Consider the following 24550-nt stretch of genomic DNA (forward strand, 5'->3'; position numbering starts at 1 on the left):
TGTCAGTCCTGTTGTTGTTCTTTCTTCCGGGCCAGTACATGAATGTAGCGGCCCAGAGAGCGGTATGGCTCCTGACGACACAGCTTTCTTTCGAGAGCCAGTACGTCCTCAGGCTGGTAATCGCCCATATACTGGTGATTACCTATATAATCATGGAAACAGCGAATGCCAGATTTGACTTCTATATCAAATCCGGACTGTCCTATCCACTGGTAAACGTCTTCCGGTATCAGTCCCTGCTGTGGCTGCAGCTTAAAGCGCTTGCGGTGTGGCATGCCATTCAGCACGTGCGGAATGTTGCCACACACCACATTTTTGTAGACCAGGCCGTGGTGGTTGTAGAACATCACCGATGCCACTCCACCCGGTTTAACCTGCTCAAGGACTTTTTCAAGTACAGCGCGGGGCTCAGCAAGCCACTCCATCACGGCGTGAAACAGCACCAGATCCACCTGGGTGTCCAGGTGCTGGTCCACTTCCTGAGCCGGACAATGAATCAGGCGATACTGCTCAAGCAGCCCGTTCTTTTCAATGTCCTCTTTGGCGAGCGTCAGCATTTGTGAAGAGAGGTCACATAATGTGATCTGGTGCCCGCGCTCAGCAATTTTTTGCGACATCTGACCCAACCCGCCACCTGCGTCGAGCACATTCAGGGTTTGTTCTCTATCATTAAGAAGGTTAAGGGCGTAAACTAAATCTTCCCAAACAATGACTTGTCGGATATCACCCTTACCCGTCTGGTAAATATTTTTTGCGAATTTGTGGGCAATATCGTCGAAATTGCGATCTTCTCTCACGGCGGCTTAGGTTATCATGTCTAATCGTGCCGCCTATTCTGGCACAGGATTTCAACTAATAAAGGTCTGTGTGCCTTTTTCATAACCAAGTGATGATTTTTCGGACTATTTGTATATGTTTGAGCTGAAAAAAGTGTTTGCTTCCCTGCTGATGCCATTGCCTGCCCTGCTTATCCTGGGCATGCTGGGGCTGATACTGGTGGCATTCACCTCAAGACGAGCCACGGGCTGCGCAATCATTCTGATGTCGTTTACCGGCATCTTCCTTGCCTCTTTCCAGCCTGTCGCCTCTAAGCTCCTGATGCCACTTGAACGCCAGTACAAAGGCTTTCTTCCGGTCGAAGGAACGATTGATTACGTGATGGTGCTGGGGAACGGCCATATTGTCGATGACGATATTCCGCCCACCTCTGAGCTGAGCAGGATAGCTCTGATGCGCCTGACTGAAGGGATCCGGATTTTGAGAATGTATCCGGGCTCCAAACTGATCCTCTCAGGTTATGCCGGGGGCTCAGAAATCAGTCACGCCCGCATGATGGCCAGAGTTGCACTGGCGCTCGGCGTACCCAAAACCGATATTGTGCTGCTTGAAACCGCCAAAGACACCTGGGAAGAAGCACGCCAGGCCGCCGTGTTTGTTTCACGCAAACGCATGGTACTGGTGACCTCTGCCAGCCACATGGAGCGCGCGATGAATGAGTTCCATGATGCAGGCCTGGACCCAATCCCTGCCCCGACTAATTTCCTGGCACACGATGCACAGATGCAGGCATGGAACCGCTACCGCCCGTCAGCCAAATACCTGGAGTGGAGCGAAACCTACTGGCATGAAACCATGGGCCAGCTGTGGAGCGGCCTGAGAGATTTTGCAGCCGACACTCATAGTCAGGCTTCAGCATCCACCAACGCAGCGCCAACCACAACAACTCCTGCAACGGAAGTTTCTCCGATGGAGTAAAAACACTCTCATTAAGAAAAACGGGAGCACTGTCAGTGCTCCCGTTTTTTTATGCGTATATCCGCAGCCCTGAACTAGTCTCCGGCAAACATATACCCTTCACCGTGGACCGTCACAAAGATCTGCGGGTTCTTCGGGTCCTGCTCCATCTTGGCACGCATACGCCGAATCAGAACATCAATGGTTCTGTCGTTAGGCGCATCCACACGGTGACTGATCATGTTCAGAATACGCTCACGGCTCAGTACTTTATTAGGATGAGACGACAGCGCGACTAACAGCTCATACTCGGCCTTGGTCAGTTTCACCGGCTCACCATTACGGCTCAGCGCGCGGCGCTGAACATCAAAGGTCCACTCACCAAAACGGATAAGCTGTCCGGACTCTTCCTTACGGGTCTCACTTGAGCGGGCCTCAGCCACCAGAGAAATCCGCCACAGCAGGTTTTTCACCCGAACCAGCAGCTCGCGCAACTCAAACGGCTTGGTCACGTAATCATCTGCCCCCATTTCCAGCCCGACAATGCGGTCAATACTGTCGGTACGGCCGGTCACCAGGATAATACCGATATCCGACTGGCTTCTCAGCTCCCGGGTCAGCATCAGCCCATCTTCACTGGGAAGGTTGATATCCAGCATCACCAGATCCACACTGCTGTTTGCCAGCACTTCGCGCATCTGCTCGCCGTTTTCGGCTTCGCTGACGGTATACCCTTCATTTTGAAAGTAACCCGCCAGTTTGCTGCGTGTTACTACATCGTCTTCAACGACCAAAACGTGATAGCTCATCTACACCACTTATATTTCTTCTGATTTCATTATTATTCTATTCACAATCCGTTACATTTCTAGCAAATAGGCTAAAATTAATAGTGTTTCCCGGGTTTTATTGATGCAAGACAAACCGGAGACGACTGTTAACATATTGTCAAAACAACACTTTTTCTTACATAACCCGACCGGATGCTGTTCATATATATGCGATACAATCGCCACATCAATAGTTTACGGAGTACCCGACATGCAAGAGAGCAAGCTGTTTAACGAAAAGCGTGCCGAAATATACTGGTGGCTGTCCAGCCTCTTTGCCAGGGAGATCAATGAAAAAGAGCTGGCGACCTATCACACCCCTGAGATCCGCAGCTTCATCAGCGGCCTGGGTGAAACAGAGCAGCTGAAAGCGTCCACTACCGCCCTGGTTGATGCCCTTAACCGTCTGCAGGACAGAGAAGATGCCATGATCGAACTGGCCGCTGACTTTTGTGGTCTGTTCCTGACCACTGACAAAAACGCCGCCCTGCCCTATGCCTCGATGTACATTGGCAAAAGCGGCCTGCTCAATGATGAGCCTGCCCGGCAGATGGAAGAACTGATGCAGGAAAAAGGCATTTCAATGCAGGAAGGCTTCAACGAACCGGCGGATCACCTGGCCGTTGAGCTCGATTTTTTGGGTAACCTCATCATCCGCTCCAACGAGTGTGAAAAACCGGAGAAGTTCGAAGCATCGCTCCTGGAACAGAAAGCCTTCATTGATGAGTACCTGCTGAGCTGGGTTCCTCAGTTTAAGCAAAAATGTCAGCAGTTTGACGAGTTTGGTTTTTATGCCGCGGTAGCGTCGCTTTTGCATGACTTCCTGATCCTGGACGGACACTACCTGGCGGGCGAATAGGCCTGCCAGACCTTTTTAGCTGGCGTTAAGAAAAATTAATTTGTGTGATGGAAACGCGGCAAAATGACATATTTATGATTGTCAGGTCTCAATTATGAGTCTAGAATTGTGACCGCAAACGATAAAATATGATAAACCATTTGGAAAGCAAGGTAAGCCGCTGTTAGTTAGCGGTTTTTTGTTTTTTAACAGATATGTTTTCAGCCAGGTTCGCTTTTCACGCCAACTTTTCTGACCGCAGTATGGCCTTTTCCCCTGCGGCAGAACTGATAAAAGCGCCCATACGGCAGAAACAGGAACAAATATATGGCCACAATTAAAGATGTTGCGCGTTTAGCTGGGGTGTCCACCACCACAGTCTCGCACGTGATTAACAAAACCCGCTTTGTTGCTGAAGCAACGCAGGAAAAAGTGCTGCAGGCAGTAAAAGAGCTAAACTATGCTCCGAGTGCCGTAGCGCGCAGTCTGAAATGTAATACTACCCGTACTATCGGTATGCTGGTCACCCAGTCAACCAACCCGTTTTTCTCGGAAGTGGTTGATGGTGTGGAAAGCTACTGTTACCGCCAGGGCTACACCCTGATCCTGTGTAATACAGGCGGTATCTACGAAAAGCAGCGCGACTATATCCGCATGCTGGCAGAAAAACGTGTCGACGGCATCCTGGTGATGTGTTCTGACCTGACCGAAGAGCTGCGTGAAATGCTTGATGCTCACGCGGACATCCCTAAAGTTATCATGGACTGGGGCCCTGAAAGTTCAGGTGCCGATAAGATCATCGATAACTCAGAAGAAGGTGGCTACCTGGCGACCAGTTATCTGATCAAAAACGGCCACAAAGACATTATGTGTCTGTCTGGTCAGTTTGAGAAAGCGATCTGTAAAGAGCGTATCGCCGGTTACAAACGCGCAATGGAAGAAGCCGGTCTGCCATTCGAAGAGAAGAACATCATTGAAGGTAACTTCGAATGTGATACTGCTGTCATGGCAGCAGAGCAAATCCTGGCGATGGACAAACGTCCGACCGCTGTGTTCTGCTTCAATGACACCATGGCGCTGGGTCTTATCAGCCGCCTTCAGGAAAAAGGCTTACGCGTCCCTGATGATGTTTCCGTGATCGGTTACGATAACATGGACCTGTCGGCGTACTTCTCGCCACCACTGACGACCATCCACCAGCCTAAACGCCGTGTGGGTAAAACAGCATTCGAGCTGCTGCTGCAGCGCATCAAAGATAAAGAACATGAGCGCCGCGTGTTCGAGATGCAACCTGAGCTGGTTGAACGTAAGTCAGTTAAACGCCTTGGATAAGGCAGCATAATGAAACAAAGCACGCATAACGCGTGCTTTTATTTGGATCAATGTCACACTAAATGCAGACGAGTGTGATGTTAATTCCGCTTTTTCACTATTATTTTTTATATCAGGCTTTCTCCGAAATACGATTTCAAATGAAAACCTGAACTGATGTCACGCACAGGGCAAACCACCTGAAAGGGTGGGACGCAAAGCCACCGGCCTAATCCAGTAACTGAGACGTGTCAGGGACTGGGATGGTAGCGGGGTTGCCGATGGCAAATATGCACACCAGCGCGAGCTCGCGCTATCAGTCATGCATCGATTTGCTCAAATGCTCGGACCTGAATTTAGTGGCGGAACTTCTAAACCGGGACATACAGCATGAACAAACCTACTCTAAAAAACTCGCTGAGACTCTTCGAGAGTCTGGGAACTATTAAATCCCGTTCAATGTTCGGAGGCTTCGGCGTCTTCGCGGACGACGTAATGTTTGCACTGGTGGTTGGCGATACCCTTTTCATCCGCGCTGACAACCAGAAAGCAAAAGATTTCAAACTGGCCGGCTTCGAACCTTACATTTACAAAAAACGCGGCTTCCCCGTGGTCACCAAATACTTCGCCCTGCCAGAGGCAATGTGGCAGACACCGAACATCATCATTGAAGAAGCCACCCACGCACTCGAAATTGCCCGCCAGGAGAAAGAGCAGCAGGCTCAGGCCAAACCTGACCGTCTGAAAGATCTGCCTAATCTTCGCCTTGGTACCGAACGAATGCTTAAAAAAGCCGGTATCTGCAGTGTGGAAGAGCTGCAAAATCAGGGTGCAGCAGGCGCATATAAAGCCATCCAGCAAAGCCATTCAGGCAAAGTGGGCGTAGAACTGTTATGGGCGCTTGAGGGAGCGATCCGCGGCAGTCACTGGTCTGTTATTCCACAGGCCCGGCGTGATGAACTGCTCAGTCAGGTGGGCTAAAAATTTAACGTGAACAAACACCGGCTTGATGCCGGTGTTTTTGGTTGCGCGGTACGTGGTACGTGGTACGTGGTACGTGGTACGTGGTACGTGGTACGTGGTACGTGGTACGCAGTTTACGGGCTTTACCGGCCACCACAATGAAACTCTTTATATCTGAAAGAAATCTCACTGTTTCCCTGTCATAATTCTAAGAGACATAAAAACGGAATATTGAGATGAACAAAAAGGTCGTTATCGGAATCGTACTGTTAGCCGCTATTGTGGGGCTGGGTTATCAGTTTGGTCCCCTGCTGACTCTGGAAAACGCCAAAACGCAGCAGGCGGCGCTGGCGGGCTTTATTGAACAAAACTTTTTGTTAGCCTTTGGTGGCTACTTTCTTTTATACGTTGCGGTGACCGCGCTTTCCATTCCCGGCGCTACCGTGGTTACCCTGCTGGCTGCCGCCCTGTTTGGCTTTACCAACGGCCTGCTGCTGGTCTCTTTCGCCAGCACCCTTGGTGCAACCCTGGCATTTCTCAGCAGCCGCTACCTGCTGCGTGACTGGGTCCAGCAGCGCTTTGGCAGTAAGCTGACCACCATCAATCAGGGCATTGAGCGCGACGGCGCGTTTTATCTCTTCTCCCTGCGGCTTATCCCGGTTTTCCCGTTTTTTCTGATTAATCTGGTGATGGGCCTGACCCCTATCTCTGCCGGCCGTTTCTATCTCATCAGTCAGATAGGCATGCTGCCTGGCACCGCAGTGTACGTCAACGCCGGTACTCAGCTGGCTCAGATAGAATCGCTTTCAGGTATCGCTTCCCCTGCGGTACTGGGCTCATTCGCCCTGCTGGGGATCTTCCCGGTCGCAGTGAAATGGCTGATGGCAAGGTTTCGCAGCGTACCGGACGGCACATCTGAGGGGCGTTCATGAAGCTGTGTCACGCTTCCACACCGCCTGAGGCTCATATCCTGTGTGAGATGCTGAAAACCCATGGCATAGATGCTGAAGTGCGGGGTGAGGGGCTGTTCGGGCTGCAGGGAGAGCTGCCATTCGGCTCAGACAGCGAACCGTATATCTGGCTGTTCAGACCTGAGCAGTTTAAGCAGGCCAGCGGACTGATAGAACAGCACAGAATGAGTAATGTGAATCCGGGGCAACCCTGGCGCTGTCCGGAGTGCCAGGAGGAGATTGAAGCGCAGTTTGGAGTATGCTGGAAGTGCGGCAAGAGTCTTTAAATGTTAGCCTGAGTAGAGAACTCAGGCGTGCTGACGAATAAAATCAATCGAAGTCTGGTTAAACTCATCCGGCTTTTCCACGTTACAGACGTGACCACAGCCAGGAATTTCCACAAGCGTGCTCTCCTGGTGCACTTTCACCATCTCTTTCACCGGCTGGATGAACATGTAATCCCTCTCCCCCATCAGGTACAGGGTTGGAATAGAGAGGTCACGGTCTTTGAAATAGCGCATCAGAGGGTTTACCTCTGCCGCCAGGGTGTACCAGCGTTTAAACTCCTTCTGACACAGCTTCTTCGCTTCGCGGATAAACATGTGCCTCGATTCCCGCTGACTGCGCTGCGGCATCACAATAAACGCGAACAGGCTGTAGAGCCACATATAAGGGATAAAGTGCTTGCTCCAGTCTCCCAGCTTAACCAGCACCTGAGAGCGGGTATTAAAACGGGTAACCGCGCCGCCCAGCACCATGCTTTTCACCCTCTCAGAGGCAATCTCGGCAAGATTACGGACGATAATGGTACCAAGGGACATGCCGACAAAGTGCGCCGACTGGATCTTAAGGTGGTCAAGCACCTTCAGTACGTCCTGCGACACGTCCTTAAACGTATACTCACTGGAGATAATGTCTTTGAGAAGCTGATTTGAATTGGAGCGGCCATGACCGCGCAAATCCACCAGCACCAGATTGAAATGCTGACGATAGGCTTTGATCTGCTTAAACCAGATGGACGAACTGCCGCCCGCCCCGTGGACAAAGACTACCCACTGGTCGCTGGTTGGATGAGGATACGTTCTATGAAATAACAGGTCGGCGGCCATAAAAAGCTTCTGGTGATGAATTAGTAAATAGCATACTTTTTGCAGTGAAGATTAGCACAGAAAAAGTAGTCAAAGTACTCTAACGGTGGCAAAACACCGTAAACAAACGTAAAAAAGCCCCCACTCAGGAGGCTTGAATTACTTAACATGGCAATCATTAATGCTGTTGACCGGTTATTGCTGCGCGATACATCACCAGGTATTCCTCTGCAGCCAGCTCCCAGCTGAAGTCTTTCTTCATCGCATTGAGCTGAACTTTACGCATCGTCTCCGGGCTCTGGAGGCTCAGGATCAGTGCGCGCTGCAGAGTCGCCAGCAGAGCATACGGCTCCGGCTCTTCGAAGCAGAAACCAGTCGCATCTTCCGGATTCTGATCGTAATCGGTCACAGTATCCTTCAGGCCACCAACAGCACGGACAATTGGCAGAGTGCCATAAGCCATGCTGTAGATCTGGTTAAGGCCACAGGCCTCGAACTCAGACGGCATAATGAAGAACTCACTGCCCGCTTCTACGAGGTGCGCCAGGCGGTTGTTGTAGGCTTCAACAAAAGCAAACTTCTCCGGGAAACGCGCCGCAATTGCGTGCAGTTTCTCAGCCACTTCCGGTTCACCGGTACCCACGATAACCAGCTGCACATCGTTGTGGAGGAACTTATCCAGGATTGGCAGCAGGTAATGAAAACCTTTCTGGTGAGTCAGGCGGCAAACCATGCCAAACATCGGCTTCTTCACTTCCGGCAGGCCGGTTTCTTTCTGAAGCGCGCGTTTGTTTTTCGCCTTACCGGCGATCATGCTCTTCTGCTCAACGCGGTAGTTTGCCGCGATGTGCTTGTCGTTCTCCGGGCTCCACTCGCTGTAATCACAGCCATTGAGGATGCCGTACAGATCGGCGCTGCGGTGAACAAAGTCATCCACCATGCCGTGCGAACCCAGCGCTGTCATCAGCTCTGACGCGTAGTTCGGGCTGACCGCGTTGACCTTATCGGCAAAATGAACGCCCGCACGCAGCATGCTGATATGGTCGTGACCATACTGAAGGTGTCCCATACCAGACAGGTTGAGCTCAGGGATGATTTCCAGCTCGCGGTACGAGTAAATACCTTTGAAGATGGCGTTGTGAACCGTCAGGACACTCTTAATACCTGTGTAACGCTCATCGTGCGCATAACGGGTTTTAAGCAGGAATGGGACAAGGCCGGTATGCCAGTCATTGGCATGAATGATATCCGGGTGAACACCCAGTTTCGGGAGCATATCCAGCGCCGCTGAAGCAAAGAAGCCAAAGCGCTCGCCATTATCCGCATACGCTTTGTTCGCTTCTGCGTAAAGCTCAGGACGATCGAAGTACTTATCACACTCCACTGCGTAAACCGTTACGCCATCAAGCGCCAGTTTACGAACCTGGTAGCGAATGTGCGGCCAGTAATCCAGCTCTGCAGAGAGGACAACTTCCGCTTCTGTTTTTCCTGGTAGTTTCTGATAAGCAGGAAGAACAATGGCCACTTCGTGGCCAATGTTTTGAAGGGCTTTCGGCAGTGCCTTGGCCACATCGGCCAAGCCACCACTTTTTACCAGTCCTTCTGCTTCGGAAACTGTAAACCAAATATTTAGTTTAGAATCCAACTTTTGTTCCTTTACTGATCACAACGATACCGTCTGGTGAGACGTGGAAGCGCTGCGCATCCAGCTCAAGATCTTCACCGATAACAGTACCTGGTGCAATTTCAACATTCTTGTCGATAATAGCGCGACGGATCTTACAACCCGCACCAATCTTGGTATCACCCAGCAGAATCGATTCGCTGATGACAGAACCGGCAGCAACGTTACTGCGGTAACCCAGCACTGACTTGTAGATTTCAGAACCCTGAACGTAGCTGCCGCCAGAGATCAGGCTGTCAGTTACTTTCACTTTGCGGTCATTTACATCCACAAAAGTTGCAGGTGGCAGAGGCGGGTAGTATGTGTGCAGCTGCCAGCTGCGGTTGTACAGGGAGAAGTCAGGATCGTGCTCAAGCAGATCCATGTGCGCCGCCCAGTACGAGTCAATCGTACCTACATCACGCCAGTAAGTGGTATCTTTCTCACCACTGATCTTATTGGTTGAGAAGTCGTACACGTACACGTCACCTTCCGGGAACATCTTAGGAATGATGTCTTTACCGAAGTCGTGGCTGGAGTTTTCCAGCTCTGCATCTTCGCGCAGCTCTTTACACAGAGCGTCAGATTCGAAGATGTAGTTACCCATTGAAACCAGTGCTTCCTCAGGAGAACCCGGGATAGATTTTGGATTTGCAGGCTTCTCTTCAAAACCGATCATCTTACCGGTTGAATCTACTTCGATAACACCGAACTGAGACGCCTCAGACAGTGGCATACGAATCGCAGATACGGTCAGCTTGGCTTCCATACGCTTGTGGAAGTCCAGCATCTGACGGATATCCATTTTGTAGATATGGTCAGAGCCGAAGATCGCTACCTGATCCGGGTTTGCCAGTTCAATGAAACGAATGTTTTGGTAAATCGCATCTGCTGTACCTTCATACCAGCGCTTACCATCACGCATCTGTGCAGGGACCGGATCGATGAAACGATCGGTGATACCAGACAGGTTCCAGCCTTTTTTCATGTGCAGGTAGAGGGATTGGGATTTGAACTGAGTCAAAACGTAGATGCGCATCAGGTCTGCGTTTACGAAGTTGTTCAGAGCAAAGTCGATCAGACGGTAGCTACCGCCGAACGGAACCGAGGGCTTACTACGGGATTCTGTCAGAGGACGCAGACGTGAACCTTCACCTCCAGCAAGAATCATACCTAGAACACCAGCCATTTTATATCTCCATATTTATAATGTAATTCACATCAGTGTGAGCGACCGGGCTAAAAATACAGGGAGGGGAGCTGAAGCAGCATTCATCCTTATGCTTTTAGCGAGGGGGCGATTGCCCACACTGTGAGCCGGACTCAGCCAAAAGCAAGAGGTACAAAAAGTGATCCTCATTCCAGTTTGGGCAAGTCAGGCAAAAATTTATTCCATATCGGGACTGTATATTTTTCGCGCACACCTGTCCCGTTTTTCCTGTGTACGCGTTAGTGATTCCATTTTTAACGAAATTTATATGCAATTACAATCACTAAATTAGTAAAATATACTGGTCTAACCAAATGTAACCAAAATCAAAGCCATTATGTAAATTGTGTGTTAACCCGGGGCGCTACTGCACCGGTCTGGTGCATGTGTTTTCCTGCATTAATAACTCGAATTCCTTCACACATAACGGCTTACTGAAATAGTACCCCTGACAGAATTCACACTCTCTGCTAAGAAGGTACTCCACCTGGTTGTGTTCTTCTATTCCTTCTGCTACTACCCTGAGTTTAAGTCCGTGAGCAATAATAAAAATTGCATCAAGCAGCACTTCTTTATCTTTATCCCCGATCCGCTTAATAAATGAGCGGTCGACTTTCAGTTTGGTCAGCGGCAGTTCGTTCAGATAGCTCAGGCTCGAATATCCGGTTCCGAAATCATCAAGTGCAATTTTGATACCAATATCTTTCAATTGTGTGATCTTATCGATCACATCCTGCTGACTGGAGAGCAGTGAGGTCTCGGTTACTTCGATGGTTAAAAGCGATGGAGAAAACTGGTATTTCTCAAACAGCCCGGTAACGTAGTCCACCAGATGTGGATCATTAAGCTGCAGGGCTGAAACGTTAACAGCGATATCATTGAGCTCAATTCCCTCGCTGCGCCAGCGGCTCATCTGTGCAATGCTCTGTTCCAGCACCCAGTTGCCAATCGGCATGATAAGACCACTCTCTTCCGCCAGCGGAATAAACTCCGCCGGGGATACCATGCCACGCTCAGGATGATGCCAGCGCAGCAGGGCCTCGGCTGATTCAAACCGGCCGGTCCGGGTACCAAATATCGGTTGAAAGTACAGCTCAAGCTCTCCACGCGGCAACGCGTTTCTGAGCTCAGCCAGCATTTCAAACTGAGCGCTGCCGATTTTGGCAAACGCAGGGTCGTAAACCCTGACGGCTGCACGTTCGCGCTTGGCAAAATACACAGCCAGATCAGCACAACGGATTATCTCCCCAGCCTCTTCCGAAGCCATGGCAGAGGAGGCAACGCCACATACCACCTGCGGTGTATACGCACGGTGACCGACCTCCAGAGGCTCAGCAAACACCGCTCTCAGTGCACCAAGCCTCTCCAGCGCGTAGTCATTGTCTGCACTGGGAACAACAAACAGGAACTCATTCCCTCCCCAGCGCGATAAGCCCTCACCCCGTCTGAGCTGCGCCTGGCCCCGCTCCGCCAGCTCTACCAGCAGCATATCTCCGAACTCATGTCCGTAATGGTCGTTAACGCGTTTAAAGTCGCAGATATCTGCCAGAGCAAGGGTAAAGCTCTGTCCTCCGCTGATATGGTCTGAGATCTGCTGCAAAACCGCGTAACGGTTGGGAAGTCCGGTCAGGCTGTCAAAACGGGCGTGATACTCAATTTCACGCTGATACTCTACCTGCTGAGTCACGTTCTCAAACATGCCCAGCACTCCACTCGCGGCCCCACCCTGATGATCAATGGAAGCAAAACGCCAGCGCAGTACGCGCTCAGTTCCGCCCTCTGCATACAGTTTGGCTTCCCAGCTTTTGCGGCTGTTACTGCCGCTGAGAAACGCTTTGAGGTGGCGCTCAAGACCCGTGAAATGTGTACGTACAGCGGGTGGAAGCTGCGTGATTGCACGGTTTTCGACATCCTCAGTAGCGACCATAAAGATACGTTCACACTCAGGTGACCAGCGGCAGATGCGCAGCTGTGCATCCCACTCAACCACGCCAAACGGTGAATGGTCCAGCAGATAATTGAGTCTCTGACAGGTGTCGGTCAGCTCCGACTGACTCTGAATCAGGTCGGTTTTCAGCCGTTCCTGCTCTTTGAGAACCTCCTTAAAGCGCAGATAAAAGCTTTCCATCTGGTCCAGGCTGGTTTCATCCCGGTCGTCCACACTCTCAATATACTGCTTGGAGGTTTTCAGCAGGGCATACACAGGTTTCAGCACGTTGTTGGCAAACCCATACCACAACAGGGCAATAAACAGCATATAGCCCAGCAGCAAAAACGCGCTGCTGCGCAGCAGGTAGTGATACGCGGACTCATACGCCTTTTCAGTAGCAAGAGAGACCACAAAGCGGATCCCGGTATCTTGTCCGTTCAGTTCCAGGGGAAGACTCACCGCCAGACGTTCTGTTCCCTGATTATCAGTAAACTCACTGATGCCCAGTCTGGTCAGCGCCAGCTCATTGCCTGTGAGCGGTTCCATTTTCGCTGTGATCATATCCTGATAACCAGAGGCGATAACCTTCTTGTCGGCATCGATGACAAACGCCTGTGCGTCGTCAGGCAGGCCGAGCTTCGCCAGACGCTGGCTCCACCAGTCGAGAGAGACAACGGCCACCACAGCCCCCACCAGGCCGCCTCCCTGCCGGTAGACCGGATAAGCAAAGTTAACCGAAGTCACCCCGGTTGCCCGGTCGAGCTGAAACTGACCGATGGAGAAAGTTTTCTGTGAAATGGTTTGCTGAAAGTAGGAGCGGTCCGCCACATTCACCGGACCACTGAGAGGCGTGGCGTTACAGTGGAGATCTCCGCGGGTATCCGGCAGCCCCAGATTAACGATATAAGCATTGAGCGGCACGCTTTCCCTGAGGGCAGAAACACAGGCAGCGCTGAGCGGATCCTGCAACTCAGCACGCCGGCTGAGACTGATTAAGAAGTGACGGGTATTGCTGATCACCTCACTATGCTCATCGAGCAGAACCTGGGCAGAGAACAGCGCCTGCTCTTCCACTTGCCTTCGCTGCTGCTGGTATTCAAACCAGACGTTCGCAGACAACACACCGACTGCCGGCAACAACGCTAGAAACGTGATCGCCAGCAACCGGGACCTGAGAGAACCTTTGATAAGTTTCACTCTTCCCCCCTAACCAACTTTGTATCGCAGCCGACGTTATGCTGCTTGTGATCCCGGCTAATGAACTGATTTTAATTGTATTTGTTAATCATGAAGCAACCGGAACGACCCTTGAATTAATAGTTATATTAGTTGAAATTTTATTTATGCTTTTGTTCTATATTTAGCCAAAATCCCTTATCCAGTCAAACACATGAACAAAAAAAAAGCAGCCCGGAGGCTGCTTCGTTTTATTTCTCTTTTGGCTTCTTACGCTTGTCGGTAATTTCCCATTTACCGTCAATGTATAGCGCCGTCCAGCCTGATGGTTTGCCATCAATCTCAGAGCGAACATAGTTCTCTTTCGATTTACGGCTGAAACGAACCACGGTTTCACGGCCATCCGGGTCGGCTACCGGCGCTGTTGCCAGGTATTTGAACTTATCTGACAGGCGATCCACGTACTGAGCCAGCTCAGACACTTTCGGCGCTCGCGTCTCACGAGATTTAGGGAAGTTGCTCGCTGCCATAAACAGGCCGGATGCTCCGTCACGCAGTACAAAGTACGCATCAGAGTTTTCACACGGCAGTTCAGGGAAGTGAACCGGATCCTCTTTAGGTGGCGCAACCTCGCCATTTTTCAGGATCTTACGGGTGTTCTTACAGGTCTCGCTTGTGCAGTCCATGTACTTACCGAAACGGCCGTTTTTCAGAACCATGTCGGAGCCACACTTGTCACACTCAACCACCGGGCCATCGTAGCCTTTCAGCTTGAACTCACCGTGTTCAACCACGTAACCATCACAGTTAGGGTTGTTACCACATACATGCAGCTTGCGCTTATCATCGATAAGGTAAGCGTCCATCGCGGTTTCACACTTAGGACAACGCTTTTTGGCGCGCAGGGCAGCGGTTTCAACGTCTTCTTCCAGAACGTTGATAATGCCTTCTTCGTCACCCAGGTTGATGGTGGTCTTACAGCGCTCTTTTGGTGGCAGAGCATAACCGGAACAGCCCAGGAACACACCGGTAGAAGCGGTGCGGATACCCATTGGGCGGCCACAGGTCGGACACTCAATATCAGTCAGAACGATGTTATTCGGCTTCATACCGCCCAAATCTTCGTCCAGCTCTGCTTTCTCAAGATCGGTGGTAAAGTCAGCAAAGAACGCATCCAGTACGCCTTTCCAGCTGGTCTGCCCTTCTGCGATCTGGTCGAGTTTCTCTTCCATACGCGCAGTGAAGTCGTAGTTCATCAGGTCGTTAAAGCTGTCATCCAGACGGTCGGTTACGATCTCACCCATCTTCTCAGCGTAGAAACGACGCTGGTCAACTTTCACGTAGCCACGGTCCTGAATGGTCGAGATGATCGACGCATAGGTAGACGGGCGGCCAATACCGCGCTTTTCAAGCTCTTTAACCAGCGCTGCTTCAGTAAAGCGTGCCGGCGGCTTGGTGAAGTGCTGTTTCGGATCCAGCGCTTCCAGACTCAGCTTATCGCCGATCTGTACTGCAGGCAGGATCTGGTCTTCATTTTTACCCAGAGGGCGCTGAACGCGGGTCCAGCCGTCAAACTTCAGGATGCGGCCTTTCGCTTTCAGGGTGTATTCCGCTGCTTTAACACTCAGTGTCGTCGAGTCGTATTTCGCCGGCGTCATCTGACAGGCAACAAACTGGTTCCAGATCAGCTGGTAAATCTTGTGCGCGTCCGGGTCCATGCCCTGCAGGTCTTCGGCTTTCACATCAACGCTTGAAGGACGAATCGCTTCGTGCGCTTCCTGTGCGCCCTGCTTACTGCCGTACAGGTTAGGTTTGGCAGGCAGGTACTGGTCACCGTACTCGCTGCCGATAAAGCCGCGTACAGCGTCTACCGCCTCGGCACTCAGGTTAGTCGAGTCGGTACGCATATAGGTGATGTAACCCGCTTCATACAGACGCTGAGCCAGCATCATGGTCTTCTTAACGCCGTAACCCAGACGGGTACTCGCCGCCTGTTGCAGCGTCGAGGTGATGTATGGTGCAGAAGGCTTGCTGCTGGTCGGACGGTCTTCACGCTTGCAGACTTCGTAGTCGGCTTTTTCAAGCGTGGCTACCGCGCTGTGAGCCTGCTCTTTATTGAGCGGCTTAAACGCACTGCCGTCTTTTTGTGCCACCAGCAGACGGAAGTCCTGCTGTGAGGCGGTTTTTGTGTCAGCGTGAATATCCCAAAACTCTTCCGGGATAAAGGCGTTGATTTCACGCTCACGCTCTACCAGCAGCTTCACCGCTACCGACTGAACACGACCTGCAGAAAGGCCACGGGCCACTTTCTTCCACAGCAGAGGTGAAACCATAAAGCCTACCACGCGGTCCATAAAACGACGCGCCTGCTGGGCATTAACCCCATCCATATTCAGCTCGCCAGGTTCCTGGAAAGCCTGCTGGATAGCGTTTTTGGTAATTTCGTTAAATACAACTCGTTTATAGCGCTCTTCATCTCCACCGATGATCTCACGAAGGTGCCACGCTATGGCCTCTCCCTCGCGGTCCAAATCGGTTGCGAGATAAACGTGATCAGCGTCTTTGGCGAGCTTTTGCAGCTCAGCGACCACTTTCTCTTTACCCGGCAGGATCTGATAATTTGGTTCCCAGCCGTGGTATGGATCAATACCCATTTTCTTGATCAGCGCTTTGCGATCTTTTTCTTTTTTGATACGAGCTTTCTCTTCAGGGCTCATACCCTTGGTAGAGATGGCTGCAGCTTTGGTACCGCTGCTTTGCCCGGCCGTAGGCAGATCACGTACGTGACCCACACTCGACTTTACGATGTAGTCTTTGCCAAGATACTTATTTATCGTCTTTGCCTTGGCAGGTGACTCCACTATTACAAGAGATTTACCCATATTGACTCAAACGTCCCCGTTAGATGGCGCATTTAACGCATACCATACTGATTCATTGCTTCTTTTTTTACTATTGTGCGAGTTTGACAGAAGATCAACCAGTTTTTAATAAAACCACTTTAACTGCTCGCCCAGTCGACAATCCTTATCGACCCTGGCAAACAAAAACGCCCGCCATAGTAATCATCCGGTATGAGATAAACTAGTAAAATAAATCGATTTCAGCGGCTGCTCACAAAATCAGGCAAAAGCACAACTCATCCCCTCAGCCGCATACCCGGACGTTAATACCACGTCTTCAAAATGAAAGTCTGCCGATAGCAATGCAGACAAACCGGCCGCGCAGTGTACACAAAAGTGGCGCTCGTGTAACACCCTGCCCTTGAATTCTCCTGGTGGGCGGTGTAAAACAGCGCTTTCAAAATTATCTGACTAACCAGGGTGTTGTATGAGTAACGAAATTAAAGCCATCAGTGAATTTGATCTGCTTCTGATTGCCAACCAGATTATTCAGGAACACGACGACTATCTTGAAGGGATGCGCGCCGATTCCGTCACCGAAAAAGACGGGGTTCTGGTGTTTAAAGGCAACTACTTCCTCGACGACAAAGGTCTGCCAACGGAGAAAACCACCGCGGTATTTAACATGTTTAAATACCTGGCGCACCACCTGTCAAAAGAGTTTACCCTGCAGGGGTAATCCCCTGGCTGCGGACAAGAAAAACCCCGGAGTAAAATCCGGGGTTTGTGTTTTATCAGGCCTTAGTACTCAGCCCGGCTAACTTATCAAAGTAATCCGGGAAGGTTTTTGAGGTACAGCCCGGATCATTGATGGTCACCGGTGTATCACTCAACGCGACCAGTGAGAAACACATCGCAATACGGTGATCATCGTACGTATCGATCGCTGCGTGTTTCAGCTTCGCTGGCGGGGTAATGATGATGTAATCTTCACCCTCTTCCACTTCGGCGCCCACTTTTCTCAGCTCTGTTGCCATAGCGAACAGACGGTCAGTCTCTTTCACCCGCCAGTTGTATACGTTACGGATTGCCGTAGTACCTTCGGCAAACAGCGCAGCAGTTGCAATCGTCATCGCTGCATCCGGGATATGGTTAAAGTCCATATCGACCGCTTTCAGCTCACCACGACGGGCAGTAACATAATCCCCGCCCCACTCGATTTCAGCACCCATTGCTGCCAGCGCGTCCGCGAACTGAACATCGCCCTGGATGCTGTTTTTGCCGATACCTGTAACCTTGATCTCACCGCCCTTAATCGCAGCCGCAGCCAGGAAGTAAGAAGCCGAAGAGGCATCACCTTCAACCAGAAAATCGCCCGGCGCTTTATAGCTCTGACCGGCTTTGACCACGAAGCTCTGGTAGTCACGGTTTTCCACCTCAACACCAAACTGAGCCATGATGTGCAGGGTGATATCGATGTAAGGCTTGGACACCAGCTCACCGATGATGTCGATCTGCACATCACCGGATGCCAGTGGTGCCGCCATCAGAAATGCGGTCAAAAACTGACTTGAGATCGAGCCATCAATACCAACCCGGCCGCCTTTCAGGCCACTGCCGGTGATTTTCAAAGGCGGATAACCTTCGTTTTCCAGATATTCAATCTCTGCGCCTGCTGTGCGCAGCGCGTCCACCAGGTGACCAATAGGACGCTCTTTCATCCGTGGTTCGCCGGTCAGAACAAAATCGCCTTTGCCAAGACACAGCGCCGCCGCCAGCGGGCGCATCGCCGTACCGGCGTTGCCCAGAAACAGCTCGAGCGCCTGAGGGGCATCAAACGCACCACCAAGGCCTTCAACTTCACAAACGGTCTTATCTTCTGAGAGACGATAAGAAACACCCAGTTGCTCCAGTGCATTGAGCATGTGGCGAATGTCATCACTGTCGAGCAGGTTAGTCAGTCGGGTGGTACCGGAGGCCAGTGCCGCCAGCAACAGGGCACGGTTTGAAACACTTTTTGAGCCAGGCAGGTTTACAACGCCGGAAACCTGCTGAATCGGCTGTAAGGTAAGGCTTTCCATTGAATTTGAGTTCATCCTTTATCTTCCGCAATACCGCATGCGGACTGCTAAAATTCATCGTTTTTGCAGACTAACGAAAAAGCCCCTGCTTGGCTAGGGGCTCCGGAATGAATTTTTATGCGAAAGGTTGGCTCAGTACACGACGTCCACCCGAACCCCGTTGCTGAAGTAAAGAATACGGACCTTGTCCCCCGGGCCAAACAGCATGTTGGGATCAATATCCTGAATTACATCGATCAGCTGGCCGTCTTCGGTTTTGATCAGCAGCTCCACCAGCTTATGCTCGATGCGGTAGACCTGCTCAGCCTGCTGGTGAGCCACGTGCGCACCCGCCAGCGCGCCGACTATGGTCGCCACTTCTTTGCCGTGCCCGCCGCCAAACTGATTACCGACCAGGCCACCAATCGTTGCACCGGCCAGGGTATGCCAGCCAGTGGCTTTTGACTGCACGATCTCCTGCTCTGTAATATACCGCACCGTTTCAAGCTGGCCATACACCACCTTTTCCACAGGTCGGGCCTGATTCCGCTGGTACGCAGCAGAACAAAAAACTGGTATAACCAGTAATAAAATAAGCCACTTTCTCATTATACTTCTCCAAAAAACTGTCACACTTGAACTATGAAGATTTACTTGCCCGACCTTGAAGGTCACCACGACCAGTTCCCCCCGCACGATCACGCCCTGAGCGATCCGGACGGGCTGCTCGCCATGGGCGGCGATCTCAGCCCTGGCAGATTGCTGACTGCCTACTCGCAGGGGATCTTTCCCTGGTACAGCGCAGGTGAGCCTATCCTGTGGTGGAGCCCGGCAAATCGAGCTGTGTTTGATCCTAAGACATTCAAACCGTCCAAAAGTCTTAAAAAATTTGTCAGAAAAAGTGGCTACCAGGTGTCCGTCAACCGGGCAACCGACGAAGTGATCCGCCTGTGTGCCGAAACCCGCGGCCCGGAAGAGACCTGGCTGCTGCCGGAAATGCGCGAGGCTTACCTGGCGCTGGCAGACCTTGGCCGGGTTCACTCTGTGGAAGTGTGGCTCGAAGACAGCCTGATAGGCGGCCTGTATGGCGTCTCAGTCGGCCAGGTCTTTTGTGGCGAGTCGATGTTCAGCCTGGAAACCAACGCCTCCAAAACGGCGCTGTGGTACTTCTGTGAGCACTTTTCTGCCCATGGCGGGCAACTTATCGACTGCCAGGTGATGAACGACCATCTCAGCTCGCTTGGCGCGCAGGGCATGGCGCGCGAAGATTTTCTTGCCCGGCTGCGTGACTGGAAAGACCAGCCATTGGCTGAGCGCTGTTTTCAGCCCCAGGCACTGCGCTCACCGCAGACAGAGGAGCCCCATGAATAAAAAAGATCAGACCCAGATCCGTATCGGACTGACCGACAACCACCCCTGCAGCTATCTGGAAGATCACCAGGAGCGCGTTGCAGTGGTCATGGATCCGTCCCTTCACAACAGCAATGGCTATGAACTGCTGCTTGCAAATGGCTTTCGCCGCAGCGGCGATACTATTTACAAACCCCATTGTGACAACTGCACCGCCTGCCACTCACTCAGGCTGAGCGTGCCCGAGTATACGCCGACCAAAAGCCATAAGCGGCTGATCAAACAGGCTGATAATCTGGAATGGCAGATGAAGGACAAACTGGATGATGGCTGGTATGAACTTTACGAGCGTTACATCGAATCCCGCCACGCCGGGGGCAGCATGTACCCGCCAAATAAACAGGAGTTCGACGAGTTCGCCCGCTGTAAATGGCTCGACTGCCAGTTTTTACACGTCTACCAGAACGGCAAACTGATTTCGGTTGCGGTCACCGATGTGATGTCTCAGTGCGCGTCTGCGTTCTATACCTTCTTCGACCCGGACAGCCCGTTATCACTGGGTACTCTGTCGGTATTACTGCAAATTGCCTACTGCAAACAGGCCCGTAAACAGTGGCTCTATCTTGGCTATCAAATCGACGCCTGTCCCGCAATGAACTACAAAGTGCGGTTTAAGCCAAATCAAAGGCTAGTAAATCACCGGTGGCAAGGGTAGAATACGCCGCAACTTTACTTTTTTCATTTTTAACGGCAAAATTCGCCCGTTAAAAATGCAGCCAATTTTCAAAGAGGATTAAATGGCCAAAGAAGACGTAATTGAGATGCAAGGCACGGTTCTTGACACTCTTCCAAACACTATGTTCCGTGTTGAGCTTGAAAACGGTCACGTAGTGACTGCGCACATCTCTGGTAAAATGCGTAAGAACTACATCCGTATTCTTACTGGTGACAAAGTAACCGTAGAGATGACTCCATACGACCTGTCTAAAGGCCGTATCGTCTTCCGCGCGCGTTAATCTCCCGGCATACCCCGGTGCAGGCCTCTGTCTGCTGAAACGGTATACGAGAACGGAGCCTGAGGCTCCGTTTTTGCGTTTTCATATTTGTTCAGTTCCGCTCCTGCCGGGTCTACAGGCTCCGGATAAGACTCTGGATCAGTGCCGCTGTAGTCATCTGATTCGAGTGATAGTTCCCACCGGTTGCGACAATAACTGCATTCTTGTCCGGCACCACGACAATATATTGCTCACCATACCCCTGAGCCGCGTACGCACCTGAACCATCTTTCCATTGCCAGAAATGCATCCCATAGCCGACGCTGTAGTAACCAAAACGGCTTTTGCTGACTTCCTCAGCCCAGTGCGCTGCCACAATCTGTTTGCCCTGCCAGACGCCCCGGTTCAGCCACATCTGGCCAAAACGGCCCATCGCTTCAGTGTCGATCATCAGCCCCCAGTCTGCTCCGGGCTCTCCGCTCCCCTGATGAGGTATCCAGCGATAGTTCTTGATCCCAAGCGGGTCAAACAGTTTTACTTTCATCACCTTTGCGAAAGGCTCGCCGTATAACTGCTCCACTATTTTGCTCAGTCCAACCGTAGACATACCGCTGTAACAGAACTTAGAGCCGGGTTCAAATGCCAGCCGGGTTTCAAGAAACTGGGCCTTCAGATCAGGCGCCATATAGTGCCGGTTGAAAGGATTACCTGTGCCGTATGGCACCGAGAGCTCATCGAGTGCGTACCCGGCAGACATATCCAGTAAATCCCGCACCGTCATTGCCTGCTTCTCCTTCCGGTCATCCCCCTCATATTCAGGAAACAGAGAAAACACCGGAACATCCAGCCCCTCAAGCCGGCCTTCATCTACAGCGATGAATATCAGCGTTGCAACGAAAGATTTGGTGACTGAGTGGACATTATGGAGCTCTCCGGGCCCCGACGGGACATTCGGCGTATTGTACAGGCCATAATACCCGGAGCCGCTGCGATACAACTCCAGTTCCTTAATCCCATCCTGCCACACCACCAGGCTGTGCAGGTTACCTGTTTGTTGTTGCTGAACCTTTTCTGTCAGCAGCTGAAAACGTTCACCAGCAGTAACCACATCGACATCTTTCTGCCCGCAGCCAGCCACTACCAGTGTAATTAAAACCCATTTAAACCATTTCATATCTGTCTGTCCGCTGTATCGTTCAGCTCAGGTATAGCAGCAGTCAGATAAAGAAACGATAAACAGCAGATGAAATCGTACGTTCTTACAAAACCATGCGGGGCAAATAAAAAAACGCGCGGTAAATACCGCGCGCTTTATCAGGTTTGAGTCAGATTAATGGACCGCTTCCGTGGCCTTGTCCACGTAATGGAAGTCCAGCTCGCCGTCTTTCAGCGTCACCCTGACGGTGCCACCGTTGACCAGTGAGCCAAACAGCAGCTCATTCGCCAGAGGCTTCTTAAGCTGCTCCTGAATAACCCTGGCCATAGGACGGGCGCCCATGGTCTTGTCGTAGCCTTTTTCTGCCAGCCAGTGACGGGCATCCTGGGATACTTCCATCGACACGCCACGGGAATCCAGCTGCGCCTGAAGCTCGACGATGAACTTGTCCACTACCAGGTGAATAACGTCTTCGCTCAGGCTGTTGAACCAGATGATGTTATCCAGACGGTTACGGAACTCAGGTGCAAACACCTTGTTGATTTCACTCATCGCATCATGGCTGTGATCCTGCTCGATCAGACCGATCGATTTCTTCACAGTTTCACTCACACCGGCGTTAGTGGTCATCACCAGGATCACATTGCGGAAGTCCGCTTTGCGGCCGTTGTTATCAGTCAGGGTACCGTTATCCATCACCTGCAGCAGCAGGTTGAAGATATCCGGGTGCGCTTTTTCAATCTCATCAAGCAGCACCACCGCGTGCGGATGCTTGATCACAGAGTCAGTCAGCAGACCACCCTGGTCATAACCCACGTAACCCGGAGGTGCGCCAATCAGACGGCTTACCGAATGACGCTCACCATACTCAGACATATCGAAACGCAGCAGCTCAACACCCAGCAGTTTGGACAACTGAAGGGTAACCTCGGTTTTACCCACACCGGTAGGACCAGCAAACAGGAACGAACCAACCGGCTTGTTATCCGCACCCAGGCCGGCACGGCTGAGTTTGATTGCTTCTGCCAGCACTTCGATAGCCGGATCCTGCCCAAACACCAGCATTTTCATCTTGGCGTCCAGTTTGGCAAGAATGTCTTTATCGGTAGACGACACTGACTTCTCTGGAATACGGGCCATTTTGGCAACCATATTCTCAATATCCGACACTCCCACAGTTTTCTTACGACGGCTGGCCGGAGCCAGACGACAGCGGGCTCCCGCTTCATCAATCACGTCGATCGCTTTATCCGGCAGGTGACGTTCATTGATGTACTTAGCCGACAGCTCTACTGCAGCACGCAGTGCCTGCTTGGTGTAGCGAACCTCGTGGTGCGCTTCGTATTTTGGCTTCAGGCCCATCAGGATCTTGGTGGTATCGTCCAGCGATGGCTCCACCACATCAATCTTCTGGAATCGTCGTGACAGCGCGCGCTCCTTATCGAAGATATTGCTGTATTCCTGATAGGTGGTTGAACCGATGCAACGCAGCTTACCGCTGCTCAGCAGTGGTTTGATCAGGTTAGCCGCATCCACCTGTCCGCCTGAGGCGGCACCCGCACCGATAATGGTGTGGATCTCATCGATAAACAGGATGGCTTCGTCTTCTTTCTCGAGCTGACGCAAAATCGCTTTAAATCGTTTCTCGAAGTCACCGCGGTACTTGGTTCCCGCCAGCAGCGAGCCGATATCCAGCGAGTAGATCACGCTGTCCTGGATCACTTCCGGTACCTGACCTTCAACAATGCGCCAGGCCAGACCTTCTGCAATCGCAGTTTTACCCACACCGGCCTCACCCACCAGCAGCGGGTTGTTTTTACGGCGGCGGCAAAGTACCTGAATGGTACGTTCCAGCTCTTTGTCACGGCCAATAAGCGGGTCAATGTTGCCCTGTCTGGCCAGCTGGTTCAGGTTGGTGGCAAAATTCTCAAGGCGCTCTTCTGAGTTACCCTCTTCACCAGACTGATCATCACCGAACACACCGCCGGAGTGCTGATCTTCATCCCCGCTCTGCGGAGATTTGGTAATACCATGAGAAATGAAATTAACGATATCCAGACGACTGATGTCATTTTTCTTCAGCAGGTAAGCCGCGTGCGACTCCTGCTCGCTGAAAATGGCAACCAGTACGTTGGCGCCGGTCACTTCACTGCGACCGGAAGACTGAACGTGGAATACCGCGCGTTGCAGTACGCGCTGGAAACTCAGCGTTGGCTGGGTTTCGCGGGTATCATCGTTTTCGGGAATAAGGGGCGTGGTTTGATCGATAAATGCATCAAGTTCCTGGCGCAGAACGTCCAGGTCTGCCTGGCAGGCCTTCAGCGCTTCCTGAGCCGCCCCGTTGTCCAACAGTGCCAGCAACAGATGCTCGACTGTCATAAATTCGTGGCGCTTATCCCTTGCGCGTGCGAACGCGCTGTTAAGGCTCGACTCTAGTTCTTTATTCAGCATAA

General features: G+C 51.6%; 21 protein-coding genes and 1 riboswitch. Of the genes, 10 read left to right on the plus strand and 11 right to left on the minus strand.

Going from position 1 to position 24550, the window contains the following annotated elements; translation table 11 throughout:
* Positions 1-2: 2 nt before the first annotated feature.
* Positions 3-797 carry a tRNA uridine 5-oxyacetic acid(34) methyltransferase CmoM gene (gene cmoM / locus ACVB80_RS04660; protein ID WP_481080107.1) on the minus strand — a complete coding sequence of 265 codons (795 nt, stop codon included), beginning with the start codon at positions 795-797 and terminating at the stop codon, positions 3-5.
* Between the two features lie 115 nt (positions 798-912).
* On the opposite strand from cmoM, the gene elyC reads away from it, so the two are divergent.
* The gene (elyC, locus tag ACVB80_RS04665; RefSeq protein WP_481080108.1) at positions 913-1755 is read left to right on the plus strand and encodes an envelope biogenesis factor ElyC; all 843 of its coding nucleotides are present in this window, start codon (positions 913-915) and stop codon (positions 1753-1755) included.
* A 74-nt stretch (positions 1756-1829) separates the two neighbouring features.
* Here the strand turns inward: elyC and torR are convergent, their stop codons facing one another.
* Positions 1830-2543: a two-component system response regulator TorR gene (torR, locus tag ACVB80_RS04670; RefSeq protein ID WP_481080109.1), complete on the minus strand. Its 714-nt coding sequence runs from the start codon at positions 2541-2543 to the stop codon at positions 1830-1832.
* A 232-nt stretch (positions 2544-2775) separates the two neighbouring features.
* On the opposite strand from torR, the gene torD reads away from it, so the two are divergent.
* The 5 genes from torD (at position 2776) to ACVB80_RS04695 (ending at position 6913) form a co-directional block, all read left to right on the plus strand.
* Positions 2776-3423 carry a molecular chaperone TorD gene (torD, locus tag ACVB80_RS04675; protein WP_481080110.1) on the plus strand — a complete coding sequence of 216 codons (648 nt, stop codon included), beginning with the start codon at positions 2776-2778 and terminating at the stop codon, positions 3421-3423.
* Positions 3424-3729: 306 nt separating this feature from the next.
* Positions 3730-4734, plus strand: coding sequence for an HTH-type transcriptional repressor PurR (gene purR, locus ACVB80_RS04680; RefSeq protein ID WP_481080111.1), 1005 nt, complete (start codon positions 3730-3732; stop codon positions 4732-4734).
* A 159-nt stretch (positions 4735-4893) separates the two neighbouring features.
* A riboswitch (cyclic di-GMP riboswitch) is annotated at positions 4894-4996 on the plus strand.
* A gap of 107 nt (positions 4997-5103) precedes the next feature.
* Positions 5104-5694, plus strand: a complete 591-nt coding sequence (locus ACVB80_RS04685) for a TfoX/Sxy family DNA transformation protein (protein WP_481080112.1) — start codon at positions 5104-5106, stop codon at positions 5692-5694.
* Between the two features lie 218 nt (positions 5695-5912).
* Entirely contained in the window at positions 5913-6608 is a 696-nt protein-coding gene (locus ACVB80_RS04690) for a TVP38/TMEM64 family protein (RefSeq protein WP_481080113.1), read from the plus strand.
* On the plus strand, positions 6605-6913 hold the full coding sequence (locus tag ACVB80_RS04695; RefSeq protein WP_481080114.1) for a DUF2007 domain-containing protein: 309 nt from the start codon (positions 6605-6607) through the stop codon (positions 6911-6913). The genes ACVB80_RS04690 and ACVB80_RS04695 overlap by 4 nt, the downstream gene beginning before the upstream one ends.
* A gap of 21 nt (positions 6914-6934) precedes the next feature.
* Here ACVB80_RS04695 and ACVB80_RS04700 read toward each other — a convergent pair whose 3' ends face one another.
* From ACVB80_RS04700 to topA, 5 genes are all read right to left on the minus strand, one after another.
* On the minus strand, positions 6935-7735 hold the full coding sequence (locus ACVB80_RS04700) for an alpha/beta fold hydrolase (RefSeq protein ID WP_481080115.1): 801 nt from the start codon (positions 7733-7735) through the stop codon (positions 6935-6937).
* A gap of 157 nt (positions 7736-7892) precedes the next feature.
* Positions 7893-9359: a glycogen synthase GlgA gene (gene glgA / locus ACVB80_RS04705; RefSeq protein ID WP_481080116.1), complete on the minus strand. Its 1467-nt coding sequence runs from the start codon at positions 9357-9359 to the stop codon at positions 7893-7895.
* Positions 9349-10566, minus strand: a complete 1218-nt coding sequence (glgC, locus tag ACVB80_RS04710; protein ID WP_481080117.1) for a glucose-1-phosphate adenylyltransferase — start codon at positions 10564-10566, stop codon at positions 9349-9351. Before glgC ends, glgA begins: the two co-directional genes overlap by 11 nt.
* Before the next feature lie 385 nt (positions 10567-10951).
* On the minus strand, positions 10952-13714 hold the full coding sequence (locus tag ACVB80_RS04715) for an EAL domain-containing protein (RefSeq protein WP_481080118.1): 2763 nt from the start codon (positions 13712-13714) through the stop codon (positions 10952-10954).
* A gap of 230 nt (positions 13715-13944) precedes the next feature.
* Positions 13945-16575: a type I DNA topoisomerase gene (gene topA, locus ACVB80_RS04720; RefSeq protein ID WP_481080119.1), complete on the minus strand. Its 2631-nt coding sequence runs from the start codon at positions 16573-16575 to the stop codon at positions 13945-13947.
* Between the two features lie 448 nt (positions 16576-17023).
* On the opposite strand from topA, the gene ACVB80_RS04725 reads away from it, so the two are divergent.
* A complete protein-coding gene (locus tag ACVB80_RS04725) occupies positions 17024-17275 on the plus strand; it encodes a YciN family protein (RefSeq protein WP_481080120.1) in 252 nt (83 codons plus the stop codon).
* A 55-nt stretch (positions 17276-17330) separates the two neighbouring features.
* Here the strand turns inward: ACVB80_RS04725 and aroA are convergent, their stop codons facing one another.
* A complete protein-coding gene (aroA, locus tag ACVB80_RS04730) occupies positions 17331-18617 on the minus strand; it encodes a 3-phosphoshikimate 1-carboxyvinyltransferase (protein ID WP_481080371.1) in 1287 nt (428 codons plus the stop codon).
* Between the two features lie 132 nt (positions 18618-18749).
* On the minus strand, positions 18750-19205 hold the full coding sequence (locus ACVB80_RS04735) for an outer membrane lipoprotein (RefSeq protein ID WP_481080121.1): 456 nt from the start codon (positions 19203-19205) through the stop codon (positions 18750-18752).
* Positions 19206-19238: 33 nt separating this feature from the next.
* On the opposite strand from ACVB80_RS04735, the gene aat reads away from it, so the two are divergent.
* The 3 genes from aat to infA all read left to right on the plus strand — a co-directional run bounded on the left by aat (position 19239) and on the right by infA (position 20962).
* Complete coding sequence (gene aat, locus ACVB80_RS04740; protein WP_481080122.1) at positions 19239-19967, plus strand: leucyl/phenylalanyl-tRNA--protein transferase; 729 nt, start codon at positions 19239-19241, stop codon at positions 19965-19967.
* Positions 19960-20661: an arginyltransferase gene (locus ACVB80_RS04745; RefSeq protein WP_481080123.1), complete on the plus strand. Its 702-nt coding sequence runs from the start codon at positions 19960-19962 to the stop codon at positions 20659-20661. Before aat ends, ACVB80_RS04745 begins: the two co-directional genes overlap by 8 nt.
* A gap of 82 nt (positions 20662-20743) precedes the next feature.
* Positions 20744-20962 carry a translation initiation factor IF-1 gene (infA, locus tag ACVB80_RS04750; protein ID WP_001040192.1) on the plus strand — a complete coding sequence of 73 codons (219 nt, stop codon included), beginning with the start codon at positions 20744-20746 and terminating at the stop codon, positions 20960-20962.
* A gap of 112 nt (positions 20963-21074) precedes the next feature.
* On the opposite strand, the gene ACVB80_RS04755 is transcribed toward infA, so the two are convergent.
* Both ACVB80_RS04755 and clpA read right to left on the minus strand, forming a co-directional pair.
* On the minus strand, positions 21075-22115 hold the full coding sequence (locus tag ACVB80_RS04755) for a serine hydrolase domain-containing protein (RefSeq protein ID WP_481080124.1): 1041 nt from the start codon (positions 22113-22115) through the stop codon (positions 21075-21077).
* A 156-nt stretch (positions 22116-22271) separates the two neighbouring features.
* A complete protein-coding gene (clpA, locus tag ACVB80_RS04760) occupies positions 22272-24548 on the minus strand; it encodes an ATP-dependent Clp protease ATP-binding subunit ClpA (RefSeq protein WP_481080125.1) in 2277 nt (758 codons plus the stop codon).
* Positions 24549-24550 lie beyond the last annotated feature (2 nt).

Source organism: Vibrio sp. 9-16B-A1, from assembly GCF_056726165.1.